Genomic DNA, 20,034 nt, shown 5'->3' on the forward strand with positions numbered 1-20,034 from the left:
GCACCACCGGGCCCGGAGTCCGGCACGACCCGGCGATCCGTCAGTACGTCGAGCGCCCGCTGTCCAGCCGGACCGTCGCCTCCACCAACTCGCCCAGCAGTGGCCCGACCTGTGGCAACCGGACCCCACCGGACACGGCCGGTCGCGGCGCCAGCACCCAGCGCACCCTCCCCCAGCCTCCGGCCGGGGGGACCCCCATGGCCCCGCCGCCGGGCGGCAGCGGCAGGAAGCCGCCCGCCCCGTGGTAGCGCAACGAGCCCGGCACCCAAGGGAGTTGGGCGAGCATCTCACCCAGGGCGTCGAGCGAGTACGGGGCCACCAACAGCGCGTAGCGGCCCGGCATCGCGAGCACCGGGCCGAGCGGCACCCGCAGCGCGCCCAGGTAGACCAGCGCCCGGGCGCCGGCCGCCGCGGGCAGGCTGACCGCCGAGACCGCGGAGCCGGTGGCCGCCAGCACCGGCGCGTCCGGGCTCTGCCGCTCCCACCACCAGCGCACCATCCGGGCGTCCGTGGTCGCGGCCAGCAGCGAGGGGTCGTGCGGGTGGGCACCGGGCGCCGGACAGTCCGGATCCCCGCAGGAACAGCGGCCGCCGCACAGCACGGTGCCGGGCACCACGGGCCAGCGGTGTTCGACGGCGGCCGTCAGGGCCGCGTCCAGCCGGGCGGACGACGACTCCTGCGACTCCTGCGACCGGCTTTTCGGGCTCTTCGGGTTCTCACGCATGGCGCTCGTTCCTTTCCCTGACCGCTCGGTTCGCTCCGCTCCACCGACGTCCGTCGGGACTCGCCACCCGGGCCCGCGACGGCACGGCCCCGGACGGCGCGAAGCGGGGCGGGCGGCATGGCGGACGGCGCGGCTACGACGTGGAGCACGGTGTGGAGCACGACATGAGAAGGGCCGCGCACTGGAACAGCCCCTGGAACGAGAATCCCGTATGCGACCGGATGGACGCCGCCCGGGCGCGCTTGGTTCCACCGTACGAGTGAGAGACTTCCGGCCAGCCCTGGGCGCGGGCGGCACGGACATACGATCCGGACGGCCGCCCGGTCCGTTCCCTCCGTTCTGCCCGCTCCCGGCTCGCTCCATGCCTCCGGCCGTGACCGGCGCGCGCACGAACCGTGCACGCCCTCCGACCGGGTCGCTCGGATGTGGAACCGGCCACCGCGTCGCCCTGGATCTGGACATGCCCCGAATGGCCTGTGTAGAAGTGGTGGCATTGCTGTCGATCAATGACGAGTAGTAGCGAATCGAGGCGAAACGGGCCCTTTGGCCGTGCTCGCTCCACATCGGCCGTATCCGGGGGTTCCGCATGGCACGTAGCACCGCGTCAGGAGTGGTGGCATGACCAAGTCCCACCCGTCGACCTCCCGCCCGTCGACGCCGACCGCAGAGCCGGGTGAGCCCGGCTGCGCAGGCGGGCTCACCGTCCTCGACCCGCCGGGCCGGCCGGCCCCCGCCGACACCGCGGACGACACCGCGGCCCCGTCCGCCGCGGTGCAGGACCGTTTGGCCGGACGTCTGTCCGAAATCACCAGCCTGCACGAACACACCGAACGGCTTGCCCGCGCCCGCGGCCTCGCCGCCACCCTGGACGCCGTCCTCGCCTCCGGCGCCGCCCTGCTCGGCGCCAGCCGCGGCGTCCTGGTCACCCTGCTGCCCGGCGGAGGCCCCGGCCAGCCCGTCGGCCTCGGCCTCGACCGGGCCAGCCTCGGCGCCCTGGAGACCGTCCCGACCGAACAGAGCCTGCTCGCAAGGCTGCTGCGCGAACAGGACCGGCCCGAGCAACTCCACTCCCGCGACCTCGCCGACGACCCGGCCGTCGGCGGCCGACTGCGCGAACTCGCCGTCCACCTCGGCCTCGGCGGCGCCTACGGCCTCCCGCTCGCCACCGCCGAGGACGGCCCGCTCGCCGCCGCCGTCTGGTTCTACGACCGGCCCGCCGAACCCACCGGCTGCCAGCGCGAACTCGCCCGCCACTACTGCGAGATCGCCGCCCCACTGCTCGCCAAGCAGCTGGAGGCCGAACGCGTCCGGCGCACCACCGAGGCACTGCGCCGCGGCCTGCTGCCCGACCACCTCCCCCTGACCCCCGGACTGCGGCTCGCCGCCCGGCTCGTCCCGGCCGGCCTGGACCGCTCCAGCGGCAGCGACTGGTACGACGCCATCCCGCTGCCGGACGGCACCGTCGGCCTCACCGTCGGCTCGGTCTCGGGCGACGGCCCCGGCGCCGGACCCGGCTCCGCCCCCGGCGCGGCCGCCGCGATGGGCCGGGTCCGGGCCGCGCTGCGGGCCTACGCGGTGCTGGAGGGCGAGGACCCGGTCTCCGTCCTCGGCGACCTGGAACTGCTGCTCAAGACCACCGAGCCGAGCCGCTCCGCCACCGCCGTCTACACCTGGGTCGAACCCGAGGAGCGCCGGATCACCATGGCCGGGGCCGGGCACTGCCCGCCCGTCCTGGTCGGCCGGCGGGGCGCCGAGTTCGTCGAGACCTCGCTCTCCGCCCCGCTCGGCATGCTGGCCTGCTGGGAGGCCCCCGGGGTCAAGTTCACCGCCGAACGCGGCGACACCCTGCTGCTCTACACCGAGGGCCTGGCCCGCCGCTGCGGCCCGACCCTGCACGCCGGCCAGGCCAACCTGCGCCGGGCCGCCGCCGACGCCCCGCGCGACGTGCGGATCGACCCGGACCGGCTCTGCGCCCACCTGCTGGCCGTCTGCCCCTTCCCGGACACCGCCCCGGCCACCGACGACCTGACGCTGCTGGCCGCGCGCTTCGAGTAGGCGTACGAACCCCGGGCGGGTGAGCGGCCGGGCGTCCGTACCATGGACGCACGGCCGCCCGCGCGTGTCGCGACCCGACACCTCCCCCGAGGGCGGCGGTACCACCCCCAAGGAGGCGTTGCACGTGACCGAGGACCGGACCCCCGCGATGGCCGAGAACCCCGAGGCCGAGGGCGGCGAGGAGCCGCAGCAGTTCAAGGGCCGCAAGAACGGCCTCTACGGCGAGATCTCGGACGAGCTTTCCGCCTCGATGAAGTCCGGCTGGGCCGACACCGAACTGCACGGCCTCACCCCCGTCGCCCAGGCCCCGTACGCCGCCGCGCGCCGCGCCGCGCTGTCCGCCGCCCACCCCGGCGTGCGCCTGGTCGTCCCGGCCGGCAACCTGCGGGTGCGCTCCAACGACACCGACTACAACTTCCGCGCCTCCAGCGAGTACGTGCACCTCACCGGTGACCAGACCGAGGACGCGGTACTGGTCGGCGAGCCGACCGGCGACACCGGCCACGAGTTCACGCTGTACCTGCGGCCCCGCTCGGACCGCGAGAACGGCGAGTTCTGGCTCGACGGCCACGGCGAGCTGTGGGTCGGCCGCCGGCACAGCCTGACCGAGCAGGAGCAGCTGCTCGGCCTGCCCGCCCGCGACGTCCGCAAGGCCGCCGAGGAACTGGCCGAGCGCGCCAAGGACCCCGCCGTGCCGACCCGGATCGTCCGCGGCTACGACGCCGGCCTGGAGGCCGCGCTCGCCGACGTCCTGGACGCCGACGAGGACGCCGGGCTCAAGGAGTTCCTGAGCGGCCTGCGGCTGGTCAAGGACGAGTGGGAGATCGGCGAGCTGCGCGCCGCCTGCGACGCCACCGTCAACGGCTTCACCGACGTGGTCCGCGAGCTCGGCCAGGCCGTCGCCACCTCGGAGCGCTGGATCGAGGGCACCTTCTGGCGCCGCGCCCGGGTCGAGGGCAACGACGTCGGCTACGGCACCATCGCCGCGGCCGGCCCGCACGCCACCACCCTGCACTGGGTCCGCAACGACGGCGACGTGCGCCCCGGTGAACTGCTGCTGCTGGACGCCGGCGTGGAGACCCACACCCTCTACACCGCCGACGTCACCCGCACCCTGCCGATCGACGGCACCTTCACCGAGCTGCAGCGGAAGATCTACGACGCGGTCCACGACGCCCAGGAGGCCGGCATCGCCGCGGTCAAGCCGGGCGCCCGCTTCCGCGACTTCCACGAGGCCTCGCAGCGCGTCCTCGCCGAGCGACTGCTCGCCTGGGGCCTGCTGGACGCCTCGGCGTACGACGTCGAGAAGGTCCTCGAACTCGGCCTGCAGCGCCGCTGGACCCTCCACGGCACCGGCCACATGCTCGGCCTGGACGTCCACGACTGCGCCCACTCCCGCCGCGAGGAGCACGTCGACGCCCTGCTGGTGCCCGGCATGGTGCTCACCGTCGAGCCCGGCCTGTACTTCCAGCAGGACGACCTGACCGTGCCGGAGGAGTACCGCGGCATCGGCGTCCGGATCGAGGACGACATCCTGGTCACTGCCGACGGCAACGAGAACCTCTCGGCCGGTCTGCCGCGCCGGTCCGAGGACGTCGAGGCCTGGATGGCCTCGCTGGCCTGAGCCGCAGCACGGTGAAGGGCCCGGCCTCCGTTCGTACGGGGCCGGGCCCTTCGGCTTCGCCACCGGCTACCGGCTACCGGCTACCGGCCAGCGGCTACCGGCTACCGGGTGTCAGTGCTGAACGGCGGGCTTCAGGGTGGTGCGGGCTCCGTAGTGCCCGTCCGAGTCGCCGCCGACCTCGATCTCCACCTGCCCGAGGTCACCGGCCCGCTTCAGGCCGACCCGGAACGTGTACTCGGTCGGGTTGCCCTTCATCACGCCCAGCAGCTGGGACGGCGCCACCCCGAGGCGCCCGTCGCAGTCCTGGTCCACCTCGAAGGACTTCCACTCGCCGCGGACCTTCGCCTCGACCGTGAGGTCCGCCCCGGACACGCGCTCACTGGTGGGCACCGACAGCTGCACCACCGGGCGCAGCAGCGCCGGCCCGTCGGGCGAGGACACCGTGAAGGAGAACTCGGTCGGGGCGCCGCCGACGACGAGCGGGGTCGGCGCGGACACCGAGGTCACCACCGGACGGTGGCTGTCGACGACCGCCGTGGTCACCACCCCCTTCGCCGTCACCTGGTAGGTGGACGGCACCACGGCGTCCGCCTCCACGGACAGCCGGCCCGGCTGGTTGGCCGCCCCGAGCGCCATCCGGTACTCGACGGTCCTGCTCTCGCCCGCGGCCAGGGTGAAGGCCGCGTCGTTGCCGGTGCCCGCGTAGTCCATGCCGCCGCCCTGGCTCAGCGAGGGCATCGCCTTCCAGCCGGAGGCGTCCTTGCGCTCCAGCGTGCCCTGCGCCATCGAGAGCATCTGCTGGCACGGCGCGCCCTCGAACTGCTGCGTCGCCACCACCGGAGCCACCGCGCGGGTGCCGGAGGCGTCGTTGTTCCTCCAGGTCACCGAGAAGGAGACCTGGTCACCCACCTGGATCCGCTGCCCCTCGCCCAGGCCGTCGAAGGTGATCCCGATGCCACCACCCGTGGCGGCGGTGCCAGCGGCGGGCTTGGCCGGGGTGCCGGCGGCGGGCTTGGCCGGGGTGCCGGCAGCCGGCTTGGCCAGGGTCTTCGCAGTGGGCTCGGCCCCGGGCCTGGCAGCCACGACCGGGACGGTCCCGCCCTTCGCCCCGGCCGCGGGCGGCGCCGACTCGGTGCTCGGCGCGACCGAGGCGGGGACGGCCGGGACGGCCGGGACGGCACCCGCACCGGGCGTGGCAGCCGAGGGGACGGCGGGGGCGGAGACGGGAGCGGAGGCGGCGACAGACGCCCCGCCGTTCGTCGGACCGCAGGCCGCGGCACCGACCGCGGCGACGACGACAAGCGGGATGATCTTCACAATACGGCTGATAACGGACGCGCTCATGTGACAGTCCCCCCAAAGGACATGGTGATGATGGTGATGGTGATGGTGATCCGGCGCCTACTGTCGCCCCGAGGAACCGGCCCGAGCCCCGGCCCCGCCGGTTCGCTCTCCCCGCCTCTCATGGTGATAGACGTCCATCCCCCCGGGGGGTTGCAGCCGGGTTCGAGAAATTTCCGCACCTCCTCCCGGAACGCCGAAAGGCGCCGTGACCAGGGGAGACCTGGCTACGGCGCCTCGACGGCCCGGTTCGGACGGCTACTTCACGACCGTCACCGAGACCGGCTGGTCCTTCAGGACGGTCAGGGGCACCGTGCCGTCGTAGGGCAGCGTCACCTGAACGGCCACCGGCATCGCCCCGGGCCCGTCTGCCGGATCGAGGGCCATCCGGTAGGTCACCGCCTTGCTCTCACCCGGTGCGAGCGAGAACCGGGCCTTCGGGTTCACCATGGCGTAGTCCATGCCGCCCCCCTGCGAAAGCGGGATCTGCACCCAGCCACCGCCGTCCTGGCGCTCCAGCTTGCCCGCGTTCATCTCGAGCATGTCACTCGGCGGCGTCCCGGCGTACCACTTCGTGTACACCAGCGGCTGAAGCTGCGGGTAGGTCTTCTGGCCGGTGTTCCGGTAGGTCACGGTGAAGGTCACCGGGGTGCCGTTGGCGGACACCTTCTGCCCCGCGCCGATGCCGCCGTCGACCGTGATGGCGATGTCCTTCGCGGCCTGGTCGGCCGAGGAGGGGCCCGGGCTCGGCGCCTTGTGGCCGCTCACGTCCAGGCTGTTGACGATCGACGTCAGGCCCGGCTGGTAGTCGCTCTTGAGTCCGTTCGCCACCACGAAGACCTGGTCCGAACTCATCCCCCACAGCTGCGCGCCGAAGGTGTCACCGGGCTTGCAGGTGACGTTCCACTGGGTCTTGTCGATCGTCTTTCCGGCCACGGTGGGCTTGGTCCGCACGGGTGCGCCGACCGAGGAGTAGGGGCCGTCGGGGATGTAGGGCCGGCCCCAGATCGGACAGTTCGGCTGGTGGCCCCAGCCCGCGTCGGCGGTCAGATCGGCCGTCGTCGGCCAGAGGCCGCCGGCGGCGAGCTCGTCCGGACTGTTGTAGGCCACGACCAGGACGCCGTACGGCTCGCACCTCGACTGTGTCCAGTCCTGTTGAGGGTCCGTCGGCGCGCCCGGGCTCAGGACGCAGACCCGGTCGGCCGAGACCGGCACGGCCTTCCAGCCCGCGGGGACCTTGAACTTGACGCCCCGGAGGGTGGACGACGTGGCGGCCCCGGCCGGCGCGCTGCTGGAGGTCTGGGTCGTCGGGGTGGCGTCGGAGAGCGGGGCGTCCGTCTCCGCGTCCTCGGTCGGGGTGGCGTCGGCGGTCGGGGAGGCCGACGGGGAGGCGGACGGGGTGGCCGTCGGGCTCGGGGAGGCGGTGATGCTGGCGGCCGGGGGCGGCGGGGTGGTGTGGTCGGCGACCGGGTTGCCGTGCAGGGTGACCACGCCGATCGCCGCGGCGGCGGCCAGCGCGAGGATCGGCACGGTGGTGAGGTACAGCGGGCGCAAGCGGCGCAGGCGGCCCTTCGGGGGATCGGCCGGGCGCAGGTCGTGGGCGGTGATCAGGGACGTACGGGCGTTCATCGCCTCGCGGAGCAGCCGTTCCGTGGGGGTCTCGGCCGGCCCGTCGCCGTCACCGCCGCCCGGGCGGGGGAACTTGTCGGTCATCGAACCTTCTCCAGGTGCTTTTCCAAGGCGTCCAGGGCCCGGCTGGCGGTGGACTTCACGGCACCCCGGGAGAGCCCCAGGGTCTCGGCTATCTGCGCCTCCGACATGTCGGACCAGTAACGCAGCACCAGCACCTCGCGCTGGCGGGGGGTCAACTCCTGCAGGGCGACGAGCACCCGCCGGTGCTCGTCGTTGAGCACCGCGTGGTCCTCGGCGGAGGGGGCGTCGGCCTCGTGCGGGGGCACGTACTCCCGGGCGGTCTTGCGGCGGCGCAGCATCGAGCGGGCGCCGTTGACCACCGAGGTCCGCAGGTATCCGAGCGCGTTGTCGAGGTCGTCCAGCTGCTCGCCGTGGCGCTGGTAGAGCTGGGTGAAGGCCTCCTGCACGACGTCCTCGGCGAGGTCCTGGTGGTCGACCAGCAGGACGGCCATCCGTACCAGGCCCAGCCGGTGGGCGTGGTACAGGTCGGTCAGGGTGGGCCGGTCCTCGGCGGGCTTGCGGCCGCCGCGCAGCAGCCGGAAGCCGGAGCGGCGCTGCGCCGCCTGCTGGTCGGTGGTGAGCTCGGAGTCCGGCTCACCGGCCTCCTGCGCACCGAGCAGCGCGACGACCACTCCGCGGAACCCGCGGACGGAGAAGCCGTGCCCCCGCCGCGGCGCGGCGAACGGCCCGATGGCCATGGACATGTGCGGTTCTGCTTTCCCCCGGGACGGTGACGGCGTGTCCGCCGGACCGTCAGGCACCTGATCAAGATCGTGATCGGGGAGATCCTCGCAGCCGCGTCCGACCTGATTCCCTCCGCCCCCGTACTGATGGACGTGCGGCGTGGGTGAAGGTTGCAGGGGGATTCGAAAAAAGTTCCGGGGTGGCCGCGAGGGCTACACTCACCGGGATTCCGCCACCCGTGAGCAGGGGGTTCGCATGGCCGAGCAGCACGCCGGGCAGGTCACCGAGCAGGGCGCCGGGCAGGGCGCCGGGCAGGGCGCCGGGCAGGGCGCCGGGCAGGGCGCCGGGCAGATCATCGGGCAGATCACAGGGCAGGGCGCCGAGGACCGGACGGCCCGGCCGCGTCCGGTGGCCGTCAGCATCGGCCGGCGCCCGGAGCCCGTGCACGACGTCGCGGTGTACGCCTTCGAGGGCATGGCCCCGTTCGAACTCGGCGTGGTGGTCGAGGTGTTCGGGCTGGCGCGGCCCGAGCTGGGCGGGCTGCTGGCCGCACCCTGGTACGGGCTGAAGGTGTGCGCGGACCGGCCGGGCACCGCCCTGGACGCGGTGGGCGGCTTCGCACTGACCGCCCGGCACGGGCTGGACGACCTCGCGGCGGCCGACACCGTCATCGTCCCCGGCGTGCGCAGCGCCTTCGCCGGCGTGGTCTCCCCCGGCCTGGTCGAGGCGCTGCGGACGGCGCACGAGCGCGGCGCCCGGATCGTGTCGATCTGCTCGGGCGCCTTCGCGCTGGCCGCCGCCGGGCTGCTGGACGGCAAGGAGGCGACCACCCACTGGCGGTACGCCGAGCTGCTCCAGCAGCGGTACCCGCGGGTGCGGGTCAACCCGGACGTGCTCTACGTGGACAACGGCGACGTGCTGACCAGCGCGGGCAGCGCGGCCGGCATCGACCTGTGCCTGCACCTGATCCGCCGGGACCACGGTGCCAAGGTGGCCAACAGCGTGGCCCGGCGCTTCGTGGTGGCCCCGCACCGGGACGGCGGGCAGGCCCAGTTCATCGAGGCGGCGGTCCGGCCGGTCGAGGAGGACGAGGACGGGATCGCCCGCAGCATGCAGTGGGCGCTGGACCACCTCGCCGACCCGCTGACCGTCTCCGTACTGGCCCGGGCCGCCCGGATGTCGGACCGCTCCTACCTGCGGCACTTCACCGCCCGCAACGGCACCAGCCCGATGCGCTGGGTCGTCACCCAGCGCATCGCGGCCAGTCTGGCGCTGCTGGAGTCGCCGGAGGGGTCGGTGGAGGAGATCGCCGCGGCGGTCGGCTTCGAGAGCGCCGCGACCTTCCGCCACCACTTCGGCCGGGTGATGCGCACCTCGCCGACCGCGTACCGGCGCTCCTTCGGGCGCGGGGTCGCCTGAGGCGCGGAATCGCCCGAGGTACGGGGTCGCCCGAGGTACGGGGTCGCCCGAGGTACGGGGTCACCCGAGGCGTGGGATCACCTGACCCTGGTTACGCCTGCTCGTGCCGGTCGGCGTTGGCGAGGATGGCGTCGTGCAGCCACTGCGCCAGGCCGGCGGTGAGCTCCTCATAGGTGCTGGTCCAGCGCGGGTCCGAGACGTACAGCCCGGCCAGCCCGCGGTGGATGGTGAACGTGCAGTCGTAGAAGTTCTGGCAGATGTGCTGCCGGTGCGCCTCGGCGAGGTCCATGGCCACGGTGCCGTCGGCGGGCTCGCCGGCGGTGACGGCCGCGACCAGGCGGGTGTTGAGCTCGGTCATCTCGCCCTGGATCCGCTGCCAGTCGGCCTTGCCGTAGCCGCCGGTGCGGCGCTGGGACTCGGCCCAGGCCTCGGTCCCGCCCCAGCGCTGTTCGGCTTCCTGCTCCCACTCCTCGCGGTAGCCCTCGCCGAAGATCTCGAACTTCTCCTCCGGGGTCAGCTGAATGCCCATCCTGCGTGCCTCCATGGCGTGTTCGACGGCTGTGGCGAGTTCCTGGAGGTGACTGATCCGGTCGGTCAGCAAGCGGTGCTGCCGCCGGAGGTGCTCGGTCGGGCTGACCGAGCCGTCGTCCAGGATCGCCGCGATCTCCTCCAGGGGGAATCCGAGCTCGCGGTAGAACAGGATCTGCTGCAGCCGGTCGAGGTCGGCGTCCACGTACCGGCGGTAGCCGGCCCGGGTGCGGCCCGCGGGGGACAGCAGACCGATCTCGTCGTAGTGGTGCAGGGTACGGACGGTCACCTTGGCGATCTTCGCCACGGCGCCGACCGGGTAGCCCTCGTCCTGGTTCATCCGGAACTCCTCCCTGGTGCTGACCACCACCCTCCGCTCTCACGTGACGTGAGGGTCAAGCCGTTTCGGCGGGAGGCCTGCGCCGGGGGGCTCAGGTGCCGACCAGCTCCCGCTCGCGCCGCCGGGCCGTCCGACGGCGTCCCGCCCCGCCGCCCTGGGCCGGCGGCCGGGGGCGGCGGGTCTTCTGGGTGGGCCAGAGCAGCACGTACCCGGCGGAGACCACCACGAAGGCGAGCCGGACGAGGCCGCGGGCCGAGTCGGACGGGAGGAGCAGCGTGCCGCCGTACAGGGCGCCCAGCGCGATCCAGCTCCACCACGGGACCAGTCGCTTCTGCCCGACCGCGTCCCAGAGCAGGGTGCCGAGCAGGATCGAGGCCGTGTAGTACGTGTAGACGCTCGGGTCGAGCAGGATCCGGGCGTCCGCGCCGAGCAGCACCACGGCCGGCCAGCGGCCGCGCCAGACGGCCACGCAGCCGAGGCCGATGCCGAGCGCGAACTGGGTCGGGCGGTCCCACCACGGGGTGGCCGGGTCGGTGACCCCGAACCAGCGCAGCGCGGAGGCCGGCTGGTTCGGAATGGTGAACTTGGCGGCCGCCATGGTGTCCAGGTTGCCCAGGTAGAACGGCAGCCAGGCGATCGCGACCAGCAGGCAGAACCAGAGCGCGGTGCGCAGCCAGGCGGGCCTGGGCAGGGCCAGCAGCAGCGGGGCGAAGGCGAGTGCCCAGGGTTTGGAGTCCACCGCCAGGGCCAGGAAGAGCGCGACCTGGAAGGGCTTGCCGCGGGCCAGGGCGTGCGCGGCGAGGGTGGTGAAGAACAGCGCGAGGACGTCGTCCAGGTGCGCGAAGCGGACCGACACCTCCACCCACATCGGGATGAACGCCAGCCCGGCGATCAGCAGGCGCTGCTGGAGCCGGCGGTGGTTGATGCCGGTGCCGAGGTAGTACAGGGCGGCGGTGCGGCCGACCAGCACCAGCATCACCAGGCCGAGCCCGGCGCTCACCGCCTCCGCGACCAGCTCGCCGACGTGCGGCGAGAACGGCGCGGTGAGCCGGGCGGCGGCCAGGCTGACCGGGCCGATCTGCAGCTCGGGGTGGTGGGCGTAGAGCGAGAGGCCGCCGTCGGGCTGGCTGCTGAACAGCAGCTGCTCGCCCTGGCGCAGGTAGTGCCAGGAGAAGCCTCCGCTGGGCTCCACCAGGAAGAACCAGAGCACCGTCCACGCCGTCAGCAGCACGTGGTGCCTGCGGAGCGGCAGGCCCGCGATCCGACCGGTCGCGGATTCGTAATCGGTGGTGGCCCGTGCCGTGATTTCTCCCTGCACCTGTACCTCTCCGCGCCGTTCCGCCCCCTCCGGCCGGACATCCTATGTGACGGACGGGAACGGCCCGTGCCGCCCGGAGGTTCGTCCAGAGAACGGCCGGGCGGCACGGGGGTGCTTCGGGGAGAGCGACTCGGGTCAGTCCCGGGTCAGCTCTGCTGGCCCGACTTGCGGCGACGCAGCACCACGAGGGTGCCGACACCGGCGACCAGGACGGCGCCACCGGCGGCCGCGAGCGCGGTGGTGTCGTCACCGCCACCGGTGGTGGCGAGGGTCTTGCCCGCGCTGTCGGCGGCGGTCTTGGCCTTGGTGACGACGGCCGGGGTGATCTTCGGCGGGGTGACCTTCGGGACGTCCACCGGGAAGTCGATCGGCTGCTGGGCGTCGGTGCTGCTGCCGGACGGGGCCGGGGTGGCGGTCGCGCCGGAGTCGGTCGGGGAGGCGGACGGCGAGGCGGTGCCGGTGGCCGGGGTGGTCGGCGTGGTCGGCGCCGGGGTGGTCGGGGCCGGGGTGGTCGGCGCCGTGGTGGGGGTCCCCGTCGTGGTGGCCGTGGGCGACGCGGTGGTGGTCGGGGTCGGCTTGCCGGTCTTGGTCGGGGTGGGGGTCGGGCTGGGCTTGCCGCCGCCACCGGCCTTGATCGTGAAGCCGGCGCCCTTGATCCCGTCGCAGCTGAAGTGGCCGTTGTCGGACTCGTCGTCGGCGTTGGCCGAGAAGACCACCGGTACGACTCCGGCCTTGCCCAGCGGGGTGTCCTTGGTGAAGGAGACCCGGACGTCGATGTCGATCTGCTTGCCCGGGGCGAGGTAGAGCAGCGCGTCGTCGGCGGGGCCGCCGTCGTTCACGCCGCCGAGCAGGATCAGCACCGCGCTGTCGTCGCCGTCACCGCCACCGGGCGCGATCGAGCCGGTCCGCCAGGTGCCGCCGCCGGGCAGGCCCGCCGGCAGCTGGTACTCGACCTTGAGGTCCTTCGCCTTGAGCGTGCCGGCCTTGTTCTTGAACTTCAGCAGCGGGAAGGCGACGAAGTCGTTCTTGGCCGAGTTCTGGATCCGGTAGGAGAAGACGCGGGCGTCGCCGCCGGCGACGAAGGTGTCCGGGACGCCACGCACCGAGAGGTCGAGGCTCTGGTGCTTCGCCTGCTCGGCCTGGGCGGCGGACGGGGCGGCGGAGGACGGGGCGCCGGTGGAGCCGACGGCCATGGCGCCCTGGGCGCCGGTCAGCACGAGCGAGGAGGTGAGCGCGGCGACGCCGGCCAGGGCAAGACTGCGACGTATGGACAAAGAGACCTCACGGAAGTGTCCGGGCGAGGCCCGGGGCGCGAGGGGGCGGCCGTAGACGCCGCAGGACCCCCCGCGAAGCTGAAAGTCCGACGGAGAGTACCGAACGATCCGGCCACTCCGGAAGGCAGGTGCCACGTTGTGACCTACGGACGCGGCCGGTGCGCCCGAATCGCCCAACTCCGTCCGGGAACAGGGCTTTTGCGTCGCGTCAAAGATGACCACAGAGTGACGGGTACACGTCCGGGAGGACGGTATCGCATGGCCCTGGATGGCCGGAATGCGTCCGTCGTCGGCGCGGGCCCGAACCGGCCGGGCGTGGGCCGACCGACCGGGTCGAGTCGGTCGGCCCAGCTGCGTCGGCTCAGCCCGGTCGGGTCAGCCCGTGAAGAAGGACTTGGCCGCGATCAGCGCCTGCTCGTCGCGCAGGACGTCCCCCGGGCGGGTGCCGTTGCCGATCAGCGCGCCGCCCCAGCGCATCCCCATGTACTCGGCGGTCAGCTTGAGCGTGCCGATCAGCGGCTCGGCGTCGTCCGCCGTACCGGCCAGGACGGTGACGTCCCACAGCGTGTGCCCGCTCATCCCGGCGCGGAAGTCCAGCCCGGGCACCCGGAACCAGGCCGACCAGTAGTCGAGGTAGAGCTTGGCGGTGGTCGGCATCGTGTACCAGTACAGCGGCGCGACGAAGACCAGGTCGGTGGCCGCCAGGGTGGCCTCCAGCAAGGTCCGCTCGTGGCCGACCGGCTCCGGGTAGCGGCCGTCACCGGTGTGCCGCAGGTCCTGGAAGGGCGGCAGCGGGTGGTCGGCGAGCCGCAGCCAGTGCTGCTCCGCACCCTCCGGAAGGCTCGACTCGGCGGCCAGCCGGGCGAGTTGTTCGGTGTTGCCGCCGACGCGCGAGCTGGCGTCGACGAACAGGAAACGGCGTGGCGCCTCGGCGCCGGACGGCTGGTCGGTCATCGGTACTCCCCCGGTCGGGTGCTACGGGCAGAGGGGTGAGCACCCGCCGTGCGCCGGGTATTCCACGCCCGCGCCCCGACCAGGGGTCATGCGCTCCGTTCCGGGTTCCGGCCGGTCAGGACGAGGGCCGCGCCGGCAGTCCGGCCCGGCGGCGGGCGACCTCGGCGACGGCGGCCCAGTCCTTGTCCCCGTCGCCGTGCGCCAGCGCGTCCAGGAAGGCGTCCCGCAGGATGCCGCCGAACGGCAGCGGCACATGGCGCGCGGCCCCGGCGTCCAGGGCCAGGCCGACGTCCTTGAGGCCGAGCGGCAGCCGGAACCCGGCCGGCTCGTAGCGTCGTTCGGCCACCATCGAGCCGTAGCCGGAGTAGACCGGCCCGGGGAAGAGCGTGCCGGTGAGCATCTCCACCAGGTCGGTCGGCCGTACGTCGTGGGACTCGGCCAGGCTGCACGCCTCGGCCATCGACTCGATCGCGCAGGCCAGCAGGAAGTTGGTGCTGATCTTGGCGGTGTTGGCCTGCCGGGGGCGGTCGCCGAAGTGCCAGGTGCGCTCGCCCATCGCGGCGAACAGCGGCTCGGCCCGGTCCAGCAGTTCGGGCGCGCCCGCGACCAGGATGTTGAGCTTCCCCGCCGCCGCGACCGGGGGCCGGCCGAGGACGGGCGCGGCGACGTAGCCGATGCCGTGCTCGACGTGCAGCTCCTCGGCGCGCTCGGCCAGCGCGAGCGAGACGGTGGCCATGTTGACGTGCAGGGTCGCCGTGGCGCCGGCCAGCAGCTCGGGGTCGAGCAGCAGCCGCTCGACCGCCTGGTCGTTGGCCAGCATGGAGACCACCGTGTCGGCGGCGAACACCTCGGCGAGCGAACCGGCCGCCTCGGCGCCCTGGGCCACCAGAGCGGCCACCGGCTCGGGCGAGCGGTTCCAGACCCGTACGGTGTGGCCGGCCCGCAGCAGGCTGCCGGCCATGCCCTGCCCCATCGCGCCCAGCCCCACGAAACCGACCGTCGACCCGCTCATCCGCGCACTCCCGTCGCCGCAGCCATCCGTACGTACGTTGGTTCGTCCGGGGCCGACTGTACGTCAGGGAATGGCCGGGGCCGGGAGCGCGTCACGGCGGCCCGGCGCTGCGAACGGTCCGGCGGCTCTGGCGGGTCGGACACGCCTTGTGCGACTCATGCGCCTCAGCGGCCCATGCGCTCAGCGGCCCATGCGCTCAGCGACTCATGCGACGCGGGCCGGGCGGCGGATCCGGGTGGTGGCGGCCCCGCGCTCCAGCTCGGTGACCACACGGTGACGGAGCAGCTCGTACTGGGCCTGGAGCCGGCCGGGACGGGCCGGGCGGGCCACCGGGCGGCCGGGGCCGACCAGCTCCCCCGGGCCGAACTGCTCGCGGGTGAGGTCGATCTCGAAGCCGGTGGCGAAGCGGTTCCACCAGTGGAGGTCCGTCCGGACCCCGTCGACGTGGACCTCGCCCATCATCAGCTCGCCACCGAGCAGGTCGTGCACCACCATGGCCGTCACACCGCACTGGCCGCGGGCGGGATTGTCGGGACGCCAGTGGGCCAGGTCCTCGGGCGCACAGGTGTCCAGACCCCAGGAGGAGCGGATCGCACGTTCGATGTCGTTGAGGGTCCACGCCGTCATACCGGGAAGCCTGCCACGCGGCACTGACAACGACACCGGCTTTTCCAAGGGTCATCGCCTGTTCTGCGGCGCCCCTCCCCTTGTTCACCCGAACGAGGACTCCGTGGGCCCGTCGGAGGGGAGTACGGGGGGTGGTGGGGGCGGGAGTTCGCCCGGCGGCGGCTCTCCGGAACTGCGCCCGGTGGCGCGTCCGGAGGCGCGTCCGGAGGCACGTACGCAGGCGGCTCCGGCGGCACGTACGCAGGCGGCTCCGGCCGGTCGGCCGCGGGGGCGGGCCGACCGGCCGGGGTGCGTCACTTCGCCAGTGCGGCGACGCCGGCCTGCGCGAACTGCTCGTCCAGGTCGCCGCTGGGCGCGCCCGCGACGCCGATCGCCGCGACCGGAGCGCCCTTGGACTGCACCGGGGCGCCGCCGGCCAGGAACAGCGTGCCCGGGATGTCCTTCAGGTTCGGGGCCTGGGCCAGCCGCTTGGCCAGCTCCGAGGTCGGGGCGTTCCAGGAGACCGCCGTGAAGGCCTTGCGCTCGGCCGACTCCGGGGCCTGCGGGCCGGCGCCGTCGCCCTTGAGCAGGACACGGGTGACGCCGTCCCGGTCGACCACGGCGACCGAGACGTGCTGGCCGGCCTTGGTCGCCGCGTCCAGGGCAGCCTGGGCGGCGCGGGTGGCGGCGTCGATGTTCAGGCCGGTGCTCTGGGCGAGGTTCCTGTTCTGCGTGTCGGCCTTCACCGCGGCCGGCGCGGCCGACGCGGCCGGGATCTCGGTGGTCTCGGCGCTGGCCGAGACGGCGCCCACGCCGGCGGCGGCGAGCGCGGCGACGGCGACGGTGCCGGTCAGCACCCGGGTGCGCACGGAGGTCTTCTTCATGGTCCAGCTCCTCAACTCAACGGGTTCGCGGGGATCGCGGGGATCTGTTCGCGGGATCTGCGGGTTCTGCGGGGCCCGCAGCGGGTCCGGGGGCCCGGGCGGCGGGTCCCGGATGTCGGGGGCCGGGGCGGCGGGGGGACCGCCCGGCTCTGCTTCGATCCTCCGGCCGGACCGGGGCGCGCGGCATCGACGGTCCGGCGCGACCGTCCGGGCAGGATGGGGGACGGCGCCGTCAACCGATCGGCTGATGCGGGACCGGGCCGGACGGGTCACCATCGAGGGATCGGCGCAGGTCAGTGAGCCGGTCGCGGCCCACCTCCGCCGCGCCCGACCGAGCACCGTGCAGAGCCCGTAGCGCCAGGAGCCACCCGTGCAGCAGCCCCGCCCGCCCGCCTTCCCGCCCCGCGGCGGGCCCGACGCCGGGGACCCGGACACCGGCCGGCTGGCGCTGCTGCTGGACTCCGCCTTCCTGCTGCTGCTCGCGGCGGCGCTCAGCCGCTACCTCACCCACCACGCCGGCAGCCCCTGGATCCCCTGGGTGATCGGACTGAGCGCCGCGCTGGCCGTCGCCCAGCCGGCCGCCTCCTGGCTCGACCACCGCCGCCCGGCCGCGCCGGGCCGTCCGCGCCGGTGGCCGTCGGCGCTGGTGGTCGCGCTCTGGGTGGTGCTGGTGCTGCTGGCGCCGAGCTTCGCCTGGTGCGCCGTCCCGCTGATCTACACCGCGCTGCGGGCGCTGCCCGCACGGGCGGCGATCCCGCTGGTGGCGGCCCTGACGCTGCTGGTGGTGATCGCCGAGATCCGGCTGCCCGGCACCGCGGACGCCACCCTCGTCCTGCTGCCGCCCACCGTGGCCGCGCTGGCCACCGGGGTGTTCCTGTTCATGGCCCGGCAGGCCGCCCGGCAGCGGGCGCTGATCTCCGACCTGGTCCGCACCCGGCGCGAACTCGCCGCCACCGAACGGCGGGAGGGCACCCTCGCCGAGCGCGAGCGGCTGGCGATGGAGATCCACGACACCCTGGCGCAGGGGCTGTCCAGCCAGCAGATGCTGCTGCAGGCCGCCGACCGCACCTGGGACGCCGACCCGGCGACCGCCCGTACCCACGTCCGCACCGCCGCCGAGGTCGCCGCCCGCAACCTCGCCGAGGCCCGCCGCTTCGTCCACGACCTCGCCCCGGCCGAACTCGCCGACGGTGGCACCCTCGACCGGGCGCTGCGGGCGCTCGCCGAGCGGGAGTCCGCGGAGAGTGGGCTGCCGGTCCGCTTCCACCTGGACGGCACGCCCGTCCCGCTGCCCGCGGCCGCGCAGTCCGCGCTGCTGCGGATCGCCCAGGGCGCGCTGGCCAACGTCCGGGAGCACGCCGGGGCCTCGGCGGCCGCGATCACGCTGTCCTTCCTGGGCGACCAGGCCGTGCTGGACATCGCCGACGACGGCCAGGGCTTCGACCCCGCCGCGGACGACCGGCGCACCGCCGGCGGCGCACGCGGGTACGGGCTGCCGGCCATGCGTGCCCGGCTGCGGCAGCTGGGTGGCACGCTGACCGTGGAGAGCACCCCCGGCGAAGGCACCGTCGTCTCCGCCGCGATCCCCCTGGAGCACCGATGAACGCGATCCCCGTCCGGTTGCTGGTCTGCGACGACCACGCGGTGGTCCGGGCGGGCCTGTTGGCGCTGCTCGCCAGCGCGGGCGACGTCGAGGTGGTCGGCGAGGCGAGCACCGGGGAGGAGGCGGTCGCGCTGGCCGCCGAGCTGGCGCCGCAGGTCGTGCTGATGGACCTCCAACTCGGCGACGGCATCGACGGGGTGGAGGCCACCCGGCGGATCACCGCCGCCCCGGGCGGACCGCACGTCCTGGTGCTCACCACTTACGACACCGACGCCGACATCACCCGGGCCATCGCCGCGGGCGCCACCGGCTACCTACTGAAGGCCGAACGGCCGGAGGAACTGTTCGCCGCCGTCCACGCCGCCGCGCAGGGCCGGACGGTGCTCTCGCCGCCGGTCGCCTCCCGGGTGATGGCGCAGATGCGGGCGCCCGCGCCGCAGCTCACCGAGCGGGAGCAGGACATCCTCGAACAGCTGGCGCAGGGGCTGGGCAACCGGGAGATCGCCCGGGCGCTGTTCATCAGCGAGGCGACGGTGAAGACCCACCTGGGGCGGATCTACGACAAGTTGGGCGTGGACACCCGGGCCGGCGCGGTGGCCGTGGCCAAGGAGCGCCGGCTGCTGCGCTGAGCGCGCCTTCCGGAATTGACGGATCCGTCACTGCGCTGGGCACTCGCGCGGTGTCACTCCGTGCTGCCATCATGCATGGAATGTCGGATTCCAGGTCGGGCGTTCCTCGCGCCCGGGGTGGACGGCACGACCGCACGCCACCCTGACGAGCCCACAACTGCCTGGTGGGACGCCCATCACACCGACCCGACCACATCGCCATGATTGTGGATTTTTCGTGGATCTCACTATTGACAAACCAACCACGCGGTTTGTTAGCGTGAGACCACGACGTCCCCGGGGGTGGGGGCTCGCCGGGGTCCGTGCGGAACGCTCTCGCCGGAGGGTGATGCCAGGGGGGGAACGGCGGGACTGCCGGGGGGTGTCGGGGGGAGCGGCAGCGCCGAAGCCGCGCGACGAGGCGGCGTGGGGGGCGGCCGGGGGGGCGCCCCCCCCCCCCCCCCCCCGAACCCCCCCCCCCCCGGCCCAACCCCCGCCCCCCCCAACCCCCCGAAACCAAGGGGCCCCGCGCCGCGGGCGGGCGGGGGGGGGGGGGGGGGCGGGCCGGGGGGGGGGGGGGGGGGGGGGGGGCGGGCCCCCCCGCCGGGGGGGGGGGGGGGGGGGGGGGGGGGGGGGGGGCCCCGCCCCACGCCTCCCCCGTGACCCGCCCCCGCCCGGTCAGACCAGCGCGCTCCAGTACGCGCAGTACACATGGGGCAGCGGCGCCGGGTCGGGCTCACCGGCCCCCGGCAGCGTGGGGATCCGCTCCGAACAGGCCACCCCGAGCAGACTCGCGGTCAGCCGGATGTCGCCGAACTCGCCGAAGCAGAGCACCAGTCGGGAACCGTCCGGGGTGGTGGCGGCCACTCCGGGGCGGTCCTGCCCGGCGTTCAGCGAGGTGATCGTCCACCCGCGCCGCCGCCACTGTCGCTCCACCACCGCCGCCAACTCCCGCCGCCGGCCCGGCGATACGACGGTGAGCAGATCCCGTCCGCGGGTGACGTACCAGAGCACCTCGGGCCCCCGTCGCCCCGGAGCCGACAGCCGCACCCCGGCCCGCGGCACCGTCTCCTGCCAGACCGGCGCCGGCCGGACGGCGTCCATGGTATCCCGGAGCAGGGTCTCGCAGTGCTCCGCCGCGTCGAGTTGACCAATCGTCACATCCGGGGCCAGCACCGGCCACCAGTCCGGCGCGGCCGACGCGCCGCCGCGGAAGCCGTCCGGGCATCCGAGGTTCAGTTCGGCACCACCTGACTGCACAGGGCCCTCCGTACTCCTCCCGGCGTTCAACCCGGGCAGGCATTCCGTCACTGGTTGGACGGTGGCCGGGCACGGACAGTTCCGCAACCGGCCCACTCCGAATTGCAC

At 74.1% G+C, this 20,034-nt stretch carries 17 protein-coding genes; 5 read left to right on the forward strand and 12 right to left on the reverse strand.

Annotation, left to right across the window (positions count from 1 at the left end):
- Window positions 1-40 precede the first annotated feature (40 nt).
- Window positions 41-724 (reverse strand): bifunctional DNA primase/polymerase, encoded by a 684-nt coding sequence (locus ACZ3YL_RS10320; protein ID WP_188305787.1) that lies wholly within the window; start codon window positions 722-724, stop codon window positions 41-43.
- Between the two features lie 618 nt (window positions 725-1,342).
- Between ACZ3YL_RS10320 and ACZ3YL_RS10325 the strand changes: the two genes are divergently transcribed.
- Complete coding sequence (locus ACZ3YL_RS10325; RefSeq protein WP_465656589.1) at window positions 1,343-2,779, forward strand: PP2C family protein-serine/threonine phosphatase; 1,437 nt, start codon at window positions 1,343-1,345, stop codon at window positions 2,777-2,779.
- Between the two features lie 124 nt (window positions 2,780-2,903).
- Complete coding sequence (locus ACZ3YL_RS10330; RefSeq protein ID WP_411292976.1) at window positions 2,904-4,403, forward strand: aminopeptidase P family protein; 1,500 nt, start codon at window positions 2,904-2,906, stop codon at window positions 4,401-4,403.
- Window positions 4,404-4,514: 111 nt separating this feature from the next.
- Here the strand turns inward: ACZ3YL_RS10330 and ACZ3YL_RS10335 are convergent, their stop codons facing one another.
- The 3 genes from ACZ3YL_RS10335 to ACZ3YL_RS10345 all read right to left on the reverse strand — a co-directional run bounded on the left by ACZ3YL_RS10335 (window position 4,515) and on the right by ACZ3YL_RS10345 (window position 8,140).
- Complete coding sequence (locus ACZ3YL_RS10335; RefSeq protein ID WP_465656591.1) at window positions 4,515-5,747, reverse strand: hypothetical protein; 1,233 nt, start codon at window positions 5,745-5,747, stop codon at window positions 4,515-4,517.
- 255 nt (window positions 5,748-6,002) lie between these two features.
- On the reverse strand, window positions 6,003-7,457 hold the full coding sequence (locus ACZ3YL_RS10340) for a hypothetical protein (protein WP_465656593.1): 1,455 nt from the start codon (window positions 7,455-7,457) through the stop codon (window positions 6,003-6,005).
- On the reverse strand, window positions 7,454-8,140 hold the full coding sequence (locus ACZ3YL_RS10345; protein ID WP_223242120.1) for an RNA polymerase sigma factor: 687 nt from the start codon (window positions 8,138-8,140) through the stop codon (window positions 7,454-7,456). Before ACZ3YL_RS10345 ends, ACZ3YL_RS10340 begins: the two co-directional genes overlap by 4 nt.
- A 235-nt stretch (window positions 8,141-8,375) precedes the next feature.
- Between ACZ3YL_RS10345 and ACZ3YL_RS10350 the strand changes: the two genes are divergently transcribed.
- Window positions 8,376-9,539, forward strand: a complete 1,164-nt coding sequence (locus tag ACZ3YL_RS10350; RefSeq protein WP_465656594.1) for a helix-turn-helix domain-containing protein — start codon at window positions 8,376-8,378, stop codon at window positions 9,537-9,539.
- A 91-nt stretch (window positions 9,540-9,630) separates the two neighbouring features.
- Here the strand turns inward: ACZ3YL_RS10350 and ACZ3YL_RS10355 are convergent, their stop codons facing one another.
- The 7 genes from ACZ3YL_RS10355 to ACZ3YL_RS10385 form a co-directional block, all read right to left on the reverse strand.
- Window positions 9,631-10,407: a MerR family transcriptional regulator gene (locus tag ACZ3YL_RS10355; protein ID WP_188304325.1), complete on the reverse strand. Its 777-nt coding sequence runs from the start codon at window positions 10,405-10,407 to the stop codon at window positions 9,631-9,633.
- Between the two features lie 91 nt (window positions 10,408-10,498).
- Complete coding sequence (locus tag ACZ3YL_RS10360; protein ID WP_411292940.1) at window positions 10,499-11,725, reverse strand: hypothetical protein; 1,227 nt, start codon at window positions 11,723-11,725, stop codon at window positions 10,499-10,501.
- Window positions 11,726-11,871: 146 nt separating this feature from the next.
- Window positions 11,872-12,999 carry an LPXTG cell wall anchor domain-containing protein gene (locus tag ACZ3YL_RS10365; protein ID WP_465656596.1) on the reverse strand — a complete coding sequence of 376 codons (1,128 nt, stop codon included), beginning with the start codon at window positions 12,997-12,999 and terminating at the stop codon, window positions 11,872-11,874.
- 375 nt (window positions 13,000-13,374) lie between these two features.
- Window positions 13,375-13,953, reverse strand: coding sequence for a flavodoxin family protein (locus ACZ3YL_RS10370; RefSeq protein WP_465656598.1), 579 nt, complete (start codon window positions 13,951-13,953; stop codon window positions 13,375-13,377).
- Between the two features lie 115 nt (window positions 13,954-14,068).
- Window positions 14,069-14,965 (reverse strand): NAD(P)-dependent oxidoreductase, encoded by an 897-nt coding sequence (locus tag ACZ3YL_RS10375; protein WP_188304327.1) that lies wholly within the window; start codon window positions 14,963-14,965, stop codon window positions 14,069-14,071.
- 204 nt (window positions 14,966-15,169) lie between these two features.
- On the reverse strand, window positions 15,170-15,592 hold the full coding sequence (locus ACZ3YL_RS10380; RefSeq protein ID WP_188304328.1) for a YunG family protein: 423 nt from the start codon (window positions 15,590-15,592) through the stop codon (window positions 15,170-15,172).
- A gap of 293 nt (window positions 15,593-15,885) precedes the next feature.
- Window positions 15,886-16,455 (reverse strand): GlcG/HbpS family heme-binding protein, encoded by a 570-nt coding sequence (locus ACZ3YL_RS10385; protein ID WP_188304329.1) that lies wholly within the window; start codon window positions 16,453-16,455, stop codon window positions 15,886-15,888.
- A 370-nt stretch (window positions 16,456-16,825) separates the two neighbouring features.
- Between ACZ3YL_RS10385 and ACZ3YL_RS10390 the strand changes: the two genes are divergently transcribed.
- Both ACZ3YL_RS10390 and ACZ3YL_RS10395 read left to right on the forward strand, forming a co-directional pair.
- Window positions 16,826-18,058, forward strand: coding sequence for a sensor histidine kinase (locus ACZ3YL_RS10390; RefSeq protein WP_188304330.1), 1,233 nt, complete (start codon window positions 16,826-16,828; stop codon window positions 18,056-18,058).
- Window positions 18,055-18,687 carry a response regulator gene (locus ACZ3YL_RS10395; protein WP_188304331.1) on the forward strand — a complete coding sequence of 211 codons (633 nt, stop codon included), beginning with the start codon at window positions 18,055-18,057 and terminating at the stop codon, window positions 18,685-18,687. The genes ACZ3YL_RS10390 and ACZ3YL_RS10395 overlap by 4 nt, the downstream gene beginning before the upstream one ends.
- 657 nt (window positions 18,688-19,344) lie before the next feature.
- On the opposite strand, the gene ACZ3YL_RS10400 is transcribed toward ACZ3YL_RS10395, so the two are convergent.
- A complete protein-coding gene (locus ACZ3YL_RS10400) occupies window positions 19,345-19,926 on the reverse strand; it encodes a hypothetical protein (protein WP_188304332.1) in 582 nt (193 codons plus the stop codon).
- Window positions 19,927-20,034: the final 108 nt, after the last annotated feature.

Source organism: Kitasatospora sp. NPDC023176 (assembly GCF_055560495.1).

Excerpts from the sequence above, each read along its gene's own strand:
- ACZ3YL_RS10325 (WP_465656589.1), top strand. The coding sequence starts at position 1,343 with ATGACCAAGTCCCACCCGTCGACCTCCCGCCCGTCGACGCCGACCGCA.
- ACZ3YL_RS10335 (WP_465656591.1), bottom strand. The coding sequence starts at position 5,747 with ATGAGCGCGTCCGTTATCAGCCGTATTGTGAAGATCATCCCGCTTGTC.
- ACZ3YL_RS10340 (WP_465656593.1), bottom strand. The coding sequence starts at position 7,457 with ATGACCGACAAGTTCCCCCGCCCGGGCGGCGGTGACGGCGACGGGCCG.
- ACZ3YL_RS10395 (WP_188304331.1), top strand. The coding sequence starts at position 18,055 with ATGAACGCGATCCCCGTCCGGTTGCTGGTCTGCGACGACCACGCGGTG.
- ACZ3YL_RS10320 (WP_188305787.1), bottom strand. The coding sequence starts at position 724 with ATGCGTGAGAACCCGAAGAGCCCGAAAAGCCGGTCGCAGGAGTCGCAG.
- ACZ3YL_RS10345 (WP_223242120.1), bottom strand. The coding sequence starts at position 8,140 with ATGTCCATGGCCATCGGGCCGTTCGCCGCGCCGCGGCGGGGGCACGGC.
- ACZ3YL_RS10370 (WP_465656598.1), bottom strand. The coding sequence starts at position 13,953 with ATGACCGACCAGCCGTCCGGCGCCGAGGCGCCACGCCGTTTCCTGTTC.
- ACZ3YL_RS10355 (WP_188304325.1), bottom strand. The coding sequence starts at position 10,407 with ATGAACCAGGACGAGGGCTACCCGGTCGGCGCCGTGGCGAAGATCGCC.
- ACZ3YL_RS10380 (WP_188304328.1), bottom strand. The coding sequence starts at position 15,592 with ATGACGGCGTGGACCCTCAACGACATCGAACGTGCGATCCGCTCCTCC.
- ACZ3YL_RS10385 (WP_188304329.1), bottom strand. The coding sequence starts at position 16,455 with ATGAAGAAGACCTCCGTGCGCACCCGGGTGCTGACCGGCACCGTCGCC.
- ACZ3YL_RS10350 (WP_465656594.1), top strand. The coding sequence starts at position 8,376 with ATGGCCGAGCAGCACGCCGGGCAGGTCACCGAGCAGGGCGCCGGGCAG.
- ACZ3YL_RS10375 (WP_188304327.1), bottom strand. The coding sequence starts at position 14,965 with ATGAGCGGGTCGACGGTCGGTTTCGTGGGGCTGGGCGCGATGGGGCAG.